16 protein-coding genes and 1 pseudogene are annotated in these 13280 nt (G+C 56.4%); 13 read left to right on the top strand and 4 right to left on the bottom strand.

Annotation, left to right across the window (positions count from 1 at the left end):
- From AC2FEB_RS14940 to ccmI, 3 genes are read left to right on the top strand one after another with little or no spacing between them, the layout of a single operon-like run.
- Positions 1–570, top strand: a complete 570-nt coding sequence (locus tag AC2FEB_RS14940) for a DsbE family thiol:disulfide interchange protein (protein ID WP_496852752.1) — start codon at positions 1–3, stop codon at positions 568–570.
- Entirely contained in the window at positions 567–1055 is a 489-nt protein-coding gene (locus AC2FEB_RS14935; RefSeq protein WP_496852751.1) for a cytochrome c-type biogenesis protein, read from the top strand. Before AC2FEB_RS14940 ends, AC2FEB_RS14935 begins: the two co-directional genes overlap by 4 nt.
- Entirely contained in the window at positions 1052–2200 is a 1149-nt protein-coding gene (gene ccmI / locus AC2FEB_RS14930; protein WP_496852750.1) for a c-type cytochrome biogenesis protein CcmI, read from the top strand. Before AC2FEB_RS14935 ends, ccmI begins: the two co-directional genes overlap by 4 nt.
- Positions 2201–2211: 11 nt before the next feature.
- Here ccmI and AC2FEB_RS14925 read toward each other — a convergent pair whose 3' ends face one another.
- Together AC2FEB_RS14925 and AC2FEB_RS14920 are read right to left on the bottom strand one after the other, a co-directional pair.
- Positions 2212–4218 (bottom strand): protein-disulfide reductase DsbD family protein, encoded by a 2007-nt coding sequence (locus AC2FEB_RS14925; RefSeq protein ID WP_496852749.1) that lies wholly within the window; start codon positions 4216–4218, stop codon positions 2212–2214.
- A 408-nt stretch (positions 4219–4626) separates the two neighbouring features.
- Entirely contained in the window at positions 4627–4938 is a 312-nt protein-coding gene (locus AC2FEB_RS14920) for a DUF2933 domain-containing protein (RefSeq protein WP_496852748.1), read from the bottom strand.
- Positions 4939–5218: 280 nt separating this feature from the next.
- On the opposite strand from AC2FEB_RS14920, the pseudogene AC2FEB_RS14915 reads away from it, so the two are divergent.
- Both AC2FEB_RS14915 and AC2FEB_RS14910 read left to right on the top strand, forming a co-directional pair.
- Positions 5219–5713, top strand: a pseudogene (locus tag AC2FEB_RS14915) (IS6 family transposase); the annotation flags it as partial.
- A 301-nt stretch (positions 5714–6014) separates the two neighbouring features.
- The gene (locus AC2FEB_RS14910) at positions 6015–6668 is read left to right on the top strand and encodes a L,D-transpeptidase (protein WP_496852747.1); all 654 of its coding nucleotides are present in this window, start codon (positions 6015–6017) and stop codon (positions 6666–6668) included.
- A 10-nt stretch (positions 6669–6678) separates the two neighbouring features.
- On the opposite strand, the gene AC2FEB_RS14905 is transcribed toward AC2FEB_RS14910, so the two are convergent.
- Positions 6679–6951 (bottom strand): hypothetical protein, encoded by a 273-nt coding sequence (locus AC2FEB_RS14905; protein WP_496852746.1) that lies wholly within the window; start codon positions 6949–6951, stop codon positions 6679–6681.
- Positions 6952–7302: 351 nt separating this feature from the next.
- Between AC2FEB_RS14905 and AC2FEB_RS14900 the strand changes: the two genes are divergently transcribed.
- From AC2FEB_RS14900 to AC2FEB_RS14865, 8 genes are all read left to right on the top strand, one after another.
- A complete protein-coding gene (locus AC2FEB_RS14900; RefSeq protein ID WP_496852745.1) occupies positions 7303–7893 on the top strand; it encodes a L,D-transpeptidase in 591 nt (196 codons plus the stop codon).
- Positions 7894–7962: 69 nt separating this feature from the next.
- Positions 7963–8412: a c-type cytochrome gene (locus AC2FEB_RS14895; RefSeq protein ID WP_496852744.1), complete on the top strand. Its 450-nt coding sequence runs from the start codon at positions 7963–7965 to the stop codon at positions 8410–8412.
- A gap of 3 nt (positions 8413–8415) precedes the next feature.
- Complete coding sequence (locus tag AC2FEB_RS14890; protein WP_496852743.1) at positions 8416–8757, top strand: hypothetical protein; 342 nt, start codon at positions 8416–8418, stop codon at positions 8755–8757.
- A gap of 55 nt (positions 8758–8812) precedes the next feature.
- A complete protein-coding gene (locus AC2FEB_RS14885) occupies positions 8813–9382 on the top strand; it encodes a c-type cytochrome (protein WP_496852742.1) in 570 nt (189 codons plus the stop codon).
- A 9-nt stretch (positions 9383–9391) separates the two neighbouring features.
- Complete coding sequence (locus AC2FEB_RS14880; protein WP_496852741.1) at positions 9392–10291, top strand: c-type cytochrome; 900 nt, start codon at positions 9392–9394, stop codon at positions 10289–10291.
- Between the two features lie 39 nt (positions 10292–10330).
- Positions 10331–11701, top strand: a complete 1371-nt coding sequence (locus AC2FEB_RS14875) for a multicopper oxidase family protein (RefSeq protein ID WP_496884196.1) — start codon at positions 10331–10333, stop codon at positions 11699–11701.
- Complete coding sequence (locus AC2FEB_RS14870) at positions 11701–12174, top strand: c-type cytochrome (RefSeq protein ID WP_496852739.1); 474 nt, start codon at positions 11701–11703, stop codon at positions 12172–12174. The genes AC2FEB_RS14875 and AC2FEB_RS14870 overlap by 1 nt, the downstream gene beginning before the upstream one ends.
- A 1-nt stretch (position 12175) precedes the next feature.
- Complete coding sequence (locus AC2FEB_RS14865; RefSeq protein ID WP_496852738.1) at positions 12176–12904, top strand: DsbA family protein; 729 nt, start codon at positions 12176–12178, stop codon at positions 12902–12904.
- A 36-nt stretch (positions 12905–12940) separates the two neighbouring features.
- Here the strand turns inward: AC2FEB_RS14865 and AC2FEB_RS14860 are convergent, their stop codons facing one another.
- Positions 12941–13138, bottom strand: a complete 198-nt coding sequence (locus tag AC2FEB_RS14860) for a heavy-metal-associated domain-containing protein (protein ID WP_496884195.1) — start codon at positions 13136–13138, stop codon at positions 12941–12943.
- Between the last annotated feature and the right edge of the window lie 142 nt (positions 13139–13280).

The raw sequence follows: 13280 nt of genomic DNA, 5'->3' as shown, positions 1-13280 counted from the left end.
ATGAAACGTCTATTTGCACTGTTTCCAATTACGATTGCCGGCATCCTGGGCGCCTTCCTGCTATGGGGACTGAACCCCGATCGCGACCCGAACGAAATCCCGTCAGTTTTGATCTCGCAGCCAGTGCCTGGGTTCGACCTGCCGCCGGTTGATGGGCTGGATACCGATGGGCTGTCCAGCACCGATCTGGTGAAAAATGACGGATCGGCTCCGATCGTGGTCAACGTGTTTGCGTCCTGGTGCGTGCCCTGCCGGGCCGAACATGCAGTGCTGACGCGCATGGTGCGCGATGAGGGCATTCGCCTGATGGGTATCAACTACAAGGACAAGCCGAAGGACGCACGGAAATGGCTTGACGATCTGGGCAACCCTTATGAGCGCATCGGTTCCGACCTAGACGGTCGTGCCGGGATTGAATGGGGGATTTCCGGCGTGCCTGAGACCTTTGTGATTGATGGTGCGGGTAAGGTCGTATTCCGTTTTGTTGGCCCGGTGCTGGGCGACGAGGCAATTTCAAGGATGCGCACCGCGCTGGATCAGGCGCGAGCGAGCGGAGGACAGGCGTCATGATAGGTCGCTTTGTGATCACTTTAGTCATTCTGGCGGCGCTGGTATCGCAGCCAGCATTCGCGGTTGAGCCTGACGAGTTACTTGCAGACCCGGTTCTGGAGCAGCGAGCACGAGTGATTTCGAAACAAGTGCGCTGTGTGGTGTGCCAGAACCAAGACATCGACAGTTCCAACGCTGGTGTTGCGCGTGACCTTCGCCTGCTTGTGCGCGAACGGCTGGTGGCAGGAGACACGGACCAGCAGGTTATGGATTTTCTGGTTGCGCGTTATGGAGACTATGTTCTGTTCAACCCGCCATGGAAGCCATCAACTTACATTCTGTGGGTTGCGCCTATCGTCATCCTGGGGCTGGGCGGCATCGCGACTACAGCGGTTTTGACCCAGAATGCCCGCCGATACAGAAATTCGCGAATACAAAAAGCGGAACACGGCGCGAGCGAAGAACGGAATCCCGAAGACCATTCACTCACGGAGCCGCACGCATGATCTGGATTATCTTTTCATTCATGGCCGTGGCGGTGTTTCTGACGCTCGCCCTCTCCGGTATGGGGCGCAAGACCTCGGACTTGTCAAGACGCGAAAGCGCCTCTGCCATCTTTTCCGACCAGATCGGTGAAGTGGAGAAGGACCTGGAACGAGGGATTATCTCGACCGAAGAGGCCAAGGCTGCCAGAACCGAGATAGAACGTCGCCTGAAGGCGATTGACCGGCAATCGGACGACAAAGCGATGATGGGCCATTCCGGGCGCTCAATGATTCTACTTGCCGCGCTCGCTGTTCCAGCGCTCGGAGCGGGACTTTATTGGCAATTGGGTAGTCCCGACATCCCCAGCCAGCCATTTGCCCAACGCGAGGGGGAGCAGGCCGAAGCCCGTGAAATCGCCGACCTTGCCGTGCGCCTGAAGTCGCGGCTCGAGGCGGATGAAACCGGCGGGCCAACCGAGGGATGGGTGTTGTTGGCTCAGACCTATATGCGTATGGGACGCTTTGGAGATGCCGCAGACGCGTTCGAGGGGTTGCTGGACCGACCCAATGCGAATTCAGCACTGGTGTCGCAATATGGCGAGGCGTTGGTCTATGCCGATGACGGTGTCGTTACGCCCAAGGCCGATCGGGCGTTTGAACGAGCCTTGGAACTGGACCCATCGAACCCAGCAGCGACATTCTACAAAGCCGTTGGTCTGGAGCAGGCTGGATCGCCTGATAAGGCCTATGATCTACTGAAGACGCGGATCGACGCCGAAGAGGAGTTCCGGCCATGGATGGAGAGTTTTGTGGCCCAGCTTAAACGCATCGCCCCGTCGATCGGACGGGCGCCGGTGGATCTGGCGGCTTTTGCCCCTTCCATGCCCGGCCCAACTGCCGATCAGGTGGCGACGGCCGAGGAGATGTCCGACGAAGATCGGCAGGTCTTCATCCGCTCGATGGTCGAAAGGTTGGCGAATCGGATGAAGGAAAACCCAAGCGATCTGGACGGCTGGATGCGGCTGGGCAACGCCTATGCTGTCCTGGGCGAGAATGAGAACGCACGTAATGCGTATGGCAAGGCGCAGAAGCTTGCCGAAAACCTGTCGCAGACCGACCCACGCAAGGCGGAGATCGCCCGGTCGCTTGCAGAGTTGGGGGCCTGATCGCTTGCAGCTTATTGGTTGGCCGCCCGTCTGATCGGCGCGGCCTTGTCCAGCGCGTCCAGCACCGCAGCGGTTGAAAGTATCTCGGGCAGGGCGATGCCCTCAGGGGCTGACGGTCCGTAAACAATGTTGAAAGGGATGCCAAAGCGGCCATTGTCCTCAAGGAACCGGGCGATCACATCGTCGGGGCGGGTCCAGTCGGCCTGCATCGGAATTGCTTTGTCCGATTGCAGTGTTGCCAGAACCTCGCCGCGTTCCAGCACCAGCGCTTTGTTGGCCTTGCAGGTCAGACACCAATCGGCTGTGACATCGATGAAAACCACTTCGCCGCGTGACACAAGGCGGGCGATTTCGGGGCGGCTGAAGGTAATCCACGGGATCTCTCCGGTCGGCTCAAGTAGGTCGGCCTGGTCTTTGCTGGCAGTCGCAACTGGGATCGCCAGTGCTGCGGCAAGAGGCAGCAACAGGGCTGTCCAGCGCAAAATCGGCGGCAGCGTAGCGCCTGTCCAGATCACCAGGACCAGAACAGTTGTAGCCAGTGCCGTAGCGGTAGCAGCGGTGTCTCCGGCGACGCCGGCCATCACCCAGACCAGCCAGCCGATCGTAGATAGCAGCGTCGCCGACAGGACCCATTTCAACCCTACCATCCAGCGCCCCGGTTTGGGCAGTGCTGCAGTGAGTTTCGGGTGCACCGCAACCAGCAGGTAGGGAATGGCCAGCCCGACCCCCAGCGCGGTGAAAATTGCCACGATGTCCATCGGCTGTCCGGTCAAGGCAAAGGCCACCGCTGTGCCCAGGAAGGGGGCCGAGCAGGGCGTCGCCAGAATCGCAGAGAAGGCTCCGGTCAGGAAATCGCCGATCAGCGGCACGCGGCCCTCGTCGATACGGGCCAACCGGGTGTTCAGTGACTGCGGCAGCGTAATCTCGAACAGGCCCGCGAGGCTGGTCGCGAAAACCGCCAGCACCACAATCATCACCGCAAGAAACAGAGGGTTTTGGAACTGGATGCCCCAGCCGACGGAATAACCCAGCGACCGTGCCGCGATAGTGACCGCTGCAAGCAGCCACATGAAAGCAAGGATTCCCGCTGCCGAAGCCAGGAACCCGGCGCGTATCTGCGCGGAGGAGCGGTCATGCGCCTTTACAGCCGAGGACAGCTTGATCGACAGCACTGGCAGCACGCAGGGCATGACATTCAGGATCAGTCCACCGCCCACCGCCAGCAGAATGATCCAGACCAGCGTGCTGCTCGAGATTTCGGCGGCGGCGATTTCATATGGCGGCGGGGCAGGGGGGGCGTCGGTAAGGGGCGAAAACTCTGCCACGCGGTTAGTGTCAGTCACCGTGACGGACAAGGCAGGGGGTTCCTCCGCCAGAGCGAGGACCGGGAACTGTACCCACAGCCGACGCCGGTCGCCAGCGAGCCGGATGTCGGGAGCACCAAACGCGGTGTCGCGCCCCATGTCGGGAAAGATGTCGGGTTCATCAAAAGGCAGGTCGCTGGTGAAACTCAGCGTCAGCGTCTTGGACTCGGCGTCCAGTGTTGCGGCGTCGGACGCCATTCCGCTGGTGTTCCCAGCGGTTGGCACCCGCGACATGAAGGCATTGAGAATCCGTGTCGAGTTCTGATCTCGACTCGCCCCCTGGGTTAGCGACAAGTTCAGCGCAAACTCGACCGGCACACAGATGTTGGAACAGACCAGCGTTGTCACGGCGGCCTTCAGGTCAACTGGCGCTCCGGGGTTCTCGAGTGTAACGGTCAGCGGAAAGACCACTTCGTCCTTGTATCCGAAGTTCTCAATCCCGAAGGCGCGAAACCGGATAGGTGCAGGCCAGTGGAACTGCACGTCGCTGACGTTTCGCGACCCATCCCAGGTGATCTTGGGCGGAATTCCCACTTCGCCCGGTGATCTCCAGTAGGTTTTCCAGTCTTCACCCAACTTCAGGTGCAACCCCGCAGTGATCGTCTCGACGCCTGGCGCGATCCCGTCCTGTGTGGTAATTAAATGGGCAACCAAGGGTTCTGATTCATACGCTTGGGATATGGCTGAAAAGCTTGGCCCGGCGGAAATGAGTCCAAAGACCAAACCACAGATCAAAAGCCGGAAATTCAGGAGTATTCTCGACATAACGCGTCGCCATCGGTTGTTTTGCACCCGTCCCTGCCAGATTCCAGCGCTGGAGGGTCAACGGGCCGGAATGTCACATCCCTGCAGTCAGCTCACAAACCCCTCACGGCCGTCATCGCAGATGAAATAAGCCCCGCCATCCGGGCCCACCCATTGAACCTGGCAGCCTTGGGGCAGAGAATATTCGAGCGGCGGTTGTAGAGGGCACAGCTTGGGACGTGGTGCACAGGCCACTAGCGAAAGAGCGGTCAACGACACGGCGGCCAACCTTGAGCACCGAGACTTCATGATGGTAGATTATTGTCGGGATACAGCGTTTAGTCCTACAGAGGCGTCGGTTGCCTTCGGCCGTTCAGCTTCCGATTTGGTCGAATGGCAGGATTTTCCCATCGCCTTGTGCAATAAGAAATGTGCCCCGACGCACAGGATCAGCGGTGCGAACAGGCCCAAAGAGTCAGAGAGTCCGCCAACCGTCCCGCCAGCCATGAAGTAGAAAACGATCGGCAGGACCATGACAATGCAACAGGCCATCATGCCCCATTTCATGATATTGCCACCGGTACCCGGTGTTGCCGCTTGCGGCGCGTCGTCGGTCTGATTGTCTTTCACGTTCAGCTCCAAAATTGAGATTGGAGACCTCTGGTAGCGCCCTCCCGCGATGGAAGGTCAAGCTGTTTTAATGCGCAGGAGCGCTATTTGCCCAAACCCGATTTTTTTGGAATACACGAGCAACGCTAACATGTTGTTTTTTTGAAAATTGGAAATCCAGAAATTTGGTTTGTGTCTACCACCGTTAAAGCAATCTATGTCGAACAGTCTCCTATTTGGGTGTTGTCACGCTAACTGTAGTTCGGTTGCTCTTGTTTGGATTTGGACGTGGGTCGCATCGATGAGTTCATCATCCATGAACTATAACCGTCACCGATTTTCTCCTCAGATCATGGCCCATGCGGTGTGGCTTTATCGTCGCTTTAATTTGAGCCTGCGCGAAGTTGAAGAAGTGCTGTTGGTGCGCGGGATCGATGTGTCTCATGAGACTGTCCGGCGTTGGGTCATCAAATTTGGGCCGGTGGTCGCTCGATGCATGCGACGGCGGCAGGGCCATCCAAGCGATGTCTGGCACCTCGATGAAGTTGTTGTGAAGATCTCAGGTCGCAAGTTTTGGCTTTGGCGCGCGGTCGATCAGCATGGCATGGTGCTGGACGAAATACTCCAACCTAATCGGGATAAACTGGCCGCAAAACGATTGTTGCGCCGCCTGATAAAGCGTCCTGACTTCATTCCAAAACGGATCATCACGGACAAGCTCCGCTCATATGGTGCTGCCAATCGGGAGATTGCTCCGGGTCTAGATCATTGGTCGCACAAGGGGCTCAACAACCGTTTTGCTGGCTTCGGGAGGGTATCCTTGGATGGTGATCCAAATGCAGGACCGCGCCGAATATATGAGCGCGCTCGAAGCCGCGAGTGCTTCAGGAAATGTATCCCTTTTTGCAAGGTTTATCGCCGCAGGGCTTGGTGCATGATGAGTCAAAGAACCGATGCAGCCTGTGTCTTGAATGCTAATATTTAGGCCGCCAATTGATTTGAACGAATAATTGAATGGACATATCGGATTGTGCAGCTGATTGTTTTCACTCATTTGACGGGTCCGGAAACCAAACCAAGCAACAGGAGCGCTATCAATGCTGACCAGACGACATTTTGTTGCAACATCGCTCGCCATTTTCTCTCAGCCAGTTTTCGGAGTGGCATCGGCGGCAGCCTCGCAATGGTCAGAGTGGGATGCGCAAGTGACGCCGATCAATTTTGATCCCGCAACATCCAATCCTTGGGGGCTGCACCCGCGTTTCCTGCCTCAGCGCGTGCAAACCAATCGAGCACTTGTTCCGGGTGACATCCATGTCGATGCTGTGGCACGATATCTGTATTTCATCGAAGACGGCGGCACGGCAATGCGTTACGGCGTAGCCATTGCCCGAGGTAATCTCTACGAGCCCGGTGTCTACACGATCAAGCGAAAGGCCAAATGGCCGCGCTGGACTCCCACCGCCGAAATGATTGAGCGCGACCCTGAGGAATATGCTCAATCTGCGGATGGTGTGCCCGGTGGACCGACAAACCCATTGGGATCAAGGGCGTTGTATTTGTACGAAGGTGGTCGCGATACATACTTGCGAATTCACGGAACACCTTACCCAAGATCCATCGGAGGTCGCGCAAGTTCCGGCTGCGTAAGGATGGCTATGCCGCATATCATCGGGCTCTATGATCGTGTCAGGGCAGGGTCCACGGCTCATCTCTATCCTCCCGAGCGGATTTTGACCGCGACCAGTTGACAGGCGTTTGTCAGGCGCGCGTACAGATCGGGCGCCCGTCAATTGTCCTGAGTGGCAGGAAGGTTGTTTCGACCGGCCCAACGTAGCGATACCAATAGCACCCGTCATCGGGCATGATTTTCACAGCGGTCAGGTCCTGACCCGGGGCCGCGATTTGGGCAACGGTGTCCGGAACTCGGGAGATCGTTCCGGGCTCGCTTTCTGCAGAAAGCGATGTTGTTTCTGTACAGGCGCTGACAAACAAAAGTGCGGCCAGTGCGTGCAGAGCTTTCTTGGAGGACATGGTGTTTAGCCCACGGTGATTGTCATTTGCAGTAGCTGATACCTTCGCATCGGCAGGTGATCACATCAATTCACCAAGAACTAAGCGATTGTTAGCGTTGCTTTTTTGTGCTCCGCTAATTCAATAAAAGCCAAGTTCGGCTTGAAGCGGCTTAGTAACGTGCCCAAGAAAATTGTTTTGCCACAATGATTTGATGATATGAGCCCGCCTTTGGGGCAAAATCCCTGCGCCAACGGTTACGACATGCCAGACGAAATATCCCTGATACAAAGCCTTTTGCGTGTTGACCTTCCAGCGCAGGAACCGGGCATAGGAAATATTTGAGTCGAGATACAAGAACAACCGGTTGGGATGGCAGGTATGAAACAGAGCAAGGATAGAGGGGCAATTTCGCGACGCAGAGTAATGGCCGCGTTTGCTGCGACGACGTTTTTACCCGCACCGGCCGTTTTGGCCCAGTCCGCGGAAACCGAAGGTACACGCCGCAATGTGTCGTCTTTCCGTGTTGCTAAATGGCAAGATCACTTCGATACGCTTAAGAACGGTGTGATCCTCTCCGATACACAGTCGAAAGTGTTACAATATTGGTCAGAAGACGAAAGTGTCTATCGGATGTATCCGACAAGCGTGCCGCTCACGGAAGACCTTACAAGGTTGGGCCACACCACGGTTATTCGCAAGGTCGAAGGGCCATCTTGGCGACCGACGCCGGCAATGAAAGAGCGCAATCCCGCATGGCCCGACTATGTAGGCCCGGGTCCTGAGAATCCTCTGGGGACACATGCGCTCTACCTGAGCTGGCAATATTACCGCATCCATGGCACCAATGACACGCGCAAAATCGGTAGAAGATCCTCAAACGGCTGCATTGGCTTGTACAACGAGCAGATCGCGGATCTGTTCGAACTGGCCACCGTGGGCACGCAAGTAAAACTGATCTGACCTTGGTCAAGGCGACTTTCTGAGTCGGAAGCTAAAGTCCGATAACTGAAAATCATGTGAAAAACTGAGATGGATAAACTTACACTCTTGATAGGCGGAGTAGTGATCGCAGGCGCTGCCGGCTTCGTCTACAATCTTAATCAACAACCATCAGGTCACTCTATGACGCCTCCTGATACATCAGCGCTATCCCCCGGCGATCCAATTGAAGACGTCAAATTGCCAGAGCAATTCGGCCAATTGGCAACGGTCGGCAAGGTAGCGTTCGACGCGAAGTGCGCTGCGTGCCATGGTGCGAATGCAACTGGCCTGGAAGGGTTGGCTCCTCCGCTGGTGCACAAAATATACGAGCCCAGCCACCATTCGGATGAAGCCTTCTATCGTGCGGCGCAGAACGGCGTTCAGGCACACCATTGGCAGTTCGGCAACATGCCGCCGGTCGAAGGCTTGACCCGCGCGGACGTAAAAGGCATCGTTTCGTATGTTAGGGAATTACAGCGCGAGAACGGGATAAACTGAACCGTGAAACGCAAGGCAGGCAGGGCAATCGGGTACTGGATTCTGGCGGTAAGCATCTTTATCGCCGGATTTCTGGTCGTATCGGAACCTGCATTCGCCCACGGCAACGACGGCACGATGCACGCACCGCTTGTAATTGAAACACCGGATCCTGAGCACGTTGAAAATGGTCATCCTGGCCATTGCCACGGCGGTTCATTTTGCAATGGTGTTGCGATGGCCGTAGTGCCGCCAGCAGCACCCGAGTTGGCCTCGAGGATGGATCGTCAAACCCTTGCAGCGGGCCACTTCCGGGCGTTGGCCGTCTATTTCTTTGACCCACCTCCGCCGCGCATCCTGTCCTGATTGACCAAACCTTGCCCCAATTGGGCGCATTGAATCAGACATACAGGATAAGACAATGACCTTTTTGAAACTGACAACAGGCGCCGCATTGGCGTCGATTATCGCTGTGACAGCGCTGGCGCACGGCGGTGCCACGGGCATCGTGAAGGAACGCATGGACGGCATGTCCGCACTGAAGAATAGTATGAAAACCCTTACGCCAATGATGCAGGGCAAAACCCCCTATGACGCCGATGTGGTCCGGCGCGAGGCGGAACAGATCGGTCGCCATGCAGGCGATAGCATGACCCGGCTATTCCCGGACGGCTCTGGCGGCAAACCCTCAGAGGCCAAACCGGAGATTTGGTCAGATTGGGATGAATTCTCAGAACTTGCCGAACAGTTGCACACCTATTCCCAAGGATTGGAATTGGCGGCCGAGAACGGGCTGATGGTGGCAGGAACAGGGCAGGGTGCCAGCATGATGGGCGGCGAATCCATGATGGGTGGTGGTTCTATGATGGGTGCCGGGATGATGGACGGCAGTCCAGATCAGGCACAACTTTCTGAAATGCCGGCAGATGGTGTGTTCATGATGCTGAGCCAGACATGCTCAGCTTGTCACACGCAATTTCGGTCGGAATAGGAATGCGTCATGAGACCGATATTCCGATTGGGCCTTGCTGCCGCCGCAACGGCGTCAGCGGGACTTGTTGCCGTGATGGCTTGGCCGATTGGCCAGCCGTTGCAATCGCTCGACATTCAGGGTGACGTTAACCGTGGGGCTTATCTGGCAAGGGCAAGTGGCTGTATCGCTTGCCACACAGATTTTGCCAAAGGGCGCGCGCCCTTGGCCGGCGGGTTGGAGTTGGATACGCCGTTCGGCACGCTCTATTCACCGAATCTGACCACAGACCCCAATCACGGGATCGGTGATTGGACCATCGAGGAGTTCGCCCGCGCCGTACGTCAGGGTGTGTCGCCCGATGGACAACCCTATTACCCGGCCTTTCCTTATCCGTTCTACGCCAACTTCACGGATCAGGACATCGCCGATCTCTGGGCTGCATGGCTAACGGTTCCACCGGTAGCGGAACCGTCAAAAGAGCAGGAAATGGCGTTCCCCTTCAATCAGCGGTGGGGCTTGAAGCTGTGGCGAGCGGCTTTTCTTAAACCGCCCCGGACCGATCCTGTGCCAGGTAATGATGATGTATGGAACCGGGGCCGTTTACTGGTCGAAGGTGCCACGCATTGTGCGGCCTGCCACACAGGGAGGAACCTGGCTGGCGCAAGAAATTCGGACACCGAACACTTCAAGGGAAGCGACTCTCTGCCGGGCGGTGACAAGGCGCCGGCCATCGATTTTGAAACCCTGCAAATGCGGGGTTGGACAGTCGACAGCTTGGCCTATGCCCTGCGTACCGGCATCATGCCTGACGGCGATGTGTTCGGTGGCGCCATGGGTGAGGTCGTAAACTATGGGACCAGTTTTCTGACAGACGATGACCGGAAGGCGATGGCAACCTATCTGCTGGATGTGCACGACGGGGGATAATCTAGTGAGAGATCAAGTATTCTTTGGAAGGAAACCTTCATGAAGCTCAATCGCAGGCAATTCGTTGCAGGCACGTCGGCACTGCTCGCGGTGCCGGCTCTCGGGAGGGCGGCCACCGCCCCCCGAATAATCGAGGCGCGTTCAGGATTGGCACGTGTTGCCCCCGACAGCTATCCTGAAACCGAGATATGGGGATATGATGGCGGTGTTCCGGGCCCCGAAATTCGTGCCCGGCAGGGCGAAACGGTTCGCCGGACACTCCTGAACTCATTGCCTCAGCCTACAGCAATCCATTGGCATGGGCTGCGGGTTCCAAACAACATGGATGGGGTGCCGGGTCTTACACAGGAGGCTGTACCAACAAGCGGCGAGTTTCAGTATGATTTGCCTTTGAAGGATGCGGGAACCTTCTGGTACCACTCTCATAACCAGTCAACGGAACAAGTGGCCAGGGGCCTTTACGGCGCGTTCATCGTCGACGAAACGGACCCGCCGGACACGGATCGTGACATTACGATCCTGCTGGATGACTGGAGGTTGGGTCAGGATGCCCAAATCGTCGATGATTTTGGCGCGATGCATGACTGGACGCATGCAGGCCGAATGGGAAATTACGTTCACGCGCACATATCGCCCATGACAGAAGTTTTGACGAACCAACGTTTGCGACTTCGAATGGTCAACGTGGCAACTGATCGGATCATGTATGTCTCAGTAGGTGGCGCAAACGGGAAACTGGTCGCTTATGATGGCATGCCTGTAAGGCAGCCAGAGGATTTTAAAACCCTTATTTTCGGGCCTGCACAGCGAGCAGACTTAATTGTTGATGTCACAGCGGAATCGAACGAAGCCGTTCAAATAACTCTTCACGAACGCGATGAATCGTTTGTCATCGCTGAGATCCCGGTTTCGGGAAGCGGCACATCTGCTAACCGCGGTGTGATCGCAGCCCTGCCACCCAACCCTGCTTCTTTTCTCGAAGATGTTTCTGACGCTTTGACAGTTCCATTGGTGATGGAAGGCGGGGCGATGGGCGGGCTGCGTCAAGGCACTTTTAACGGCCAAGTCATGAGCACCAATGAATTGGTTCAGGAAGGGCAGATCTGGACATTCAACGGTGTCGCCGGGTTACCTGAAAACCCGCTTGCTGCCGTTTCGCGTGGCGACATAGTCCGGATTCAGATGCAGAACGACACCGTCTTTCCGCACGCGATGCACTTGCACGGGACGCACTTCCAGGAAGTTCTGCCGAACGGCAGCCTGGGGCCGCAGCGGGACACAATCCTGGTTGACCGGATAGAAACGCGGGAGATTGCGTTCGTTGCGGATAACCCGGGGGACTGGCTGTTTCATTGCCACATGCTGTCGCATCAGGCCGCTGGTATGAAGACCTGGCTGAGCGTGGCGTGATGAACAAGAGCGCGGCGAAATGGGTGTCACTGGCTGCTGTAGTGATCATTGTCGCGGTCGCTGGCTGGGGCCTTAGTGGGCGTGCGCAGAACAGTGCATCGGCGGATTCGGCACGTGGTGCAGTTTTGTACGCCGAAAACTGCGCGTCATGCCACGGGGCAAATTTGGAGGGTCAGCCGGATTGGCAAACACCCGGTGCAGATGGCGTACTACTGGCACCCCCGCATGACCGAACAGGGCACACTTGGCATCACAGCGACAAGCTGTTGTTCGATTATACAAAGCTTGGCGGGGACCAAACACTAAAACAGATGGGTGTCACTGACGTCAAAAGCGGTATGCCAGGTTTCGGGGACACTCTGTCGGATCAGGAAATCTGGGACATCCTTGCCTTCATCAAGGAAAGTTGGCCGAATCGGGAACGCAAGCTGCAAGAGCAGCGCACCGAGGCAGAACAAACGGAAGGAAACTGATGTGAAACGAATATTTGCAGGCTTAATCGCCGTCGCCATGTCGATTGGTGCTCCTATGGCGAGCGCTGACGAGTTGACTGAAGCCGATGTGAAGCGGCTGGCTCTCGAAGCCATTCTGGAAAACCCGGAGGTCATCATGCAGGCGGTGGAACTGCTTCAACAGCGCGAAGATAAGGCAAAAGCCGAAGCAATTGGAAACGTCTTGGAAAACCAGCGTGAATTGCTTGAACAGGATCCGAATGCACCCGTCATCGGAAATCCTGAAGGTAATGTAACAGTTGTCGAGTTCTTTGACTATAACTGTCCATATTGCAAACGCGCTGCACCTGTCGTGAAAAGCGTGATAGCAGGTGATTCCGATGTGCGAGTTGTCTATAGAGAATGGCCCGTACTCGGAGAAGGTTCCGTCTTCGCAGCACGCGCTGCGCTTGCCGCACGAAACCAGGGAAAATATGAAGAGTTTCATTGGGCGCTTATGGCTCTGAACGGCCGTGCCAACGAGGCCAGTGTCCTGAAAGTAGTTCGGGAACTTGGCCTAGACGAGGATCAATTGCGCGCAGATATGGAGGCGCCGGAAGTCGACGCGCATATTCAGGTGTCCATGGAATTGGCCCGGCAGCTTGGATTCAGTGGCACCCCTTCATTTGTGATTGGTGATGCGCTTGCCCCGGGGTTGATCGCGGAAGATGAAATGACCCGACTAATCGAGGCTGTCAGGGACGCAAGGTAGAGCCAACGGGGGCGACAGCATGTGCTCCCCCAATTTTCATGCGACCGTGGCTTCGTATCCCTCGGATTTCAGAGCTGAAAGGATACGATCAAGTGGATTGGTGCTTAAGACACGTACCGTCCGGTTTTCCATGTCAAAGTCCAACTGTGCAGAAGAATCCACCGTGGCAACGGCTTTTTCAATAGCTGACTTGCAATGCCCGCAGCTCATTTCTGGGGTATTTAGGGTCGTCATGAGTGTTTGCTCCTGCATTCCGTTGTCCCGGCTAGAGTATTCCAGCACAGGAAGGTCAAGTCGTGATTATTGGATCCCCAAGATTAGCAGGAAAATAGTCAACCGCATCCCTTGACCTTCCACTTGCTGGAACCCTTATGTT

This window comes from Ruegeria sp. YTSC106 (assembly GCF_059609765.1).
Note: the sequence above shows the minus strand (reverse complement) of the source record. Positions and strands in the feature narration are given on the sequence as shown.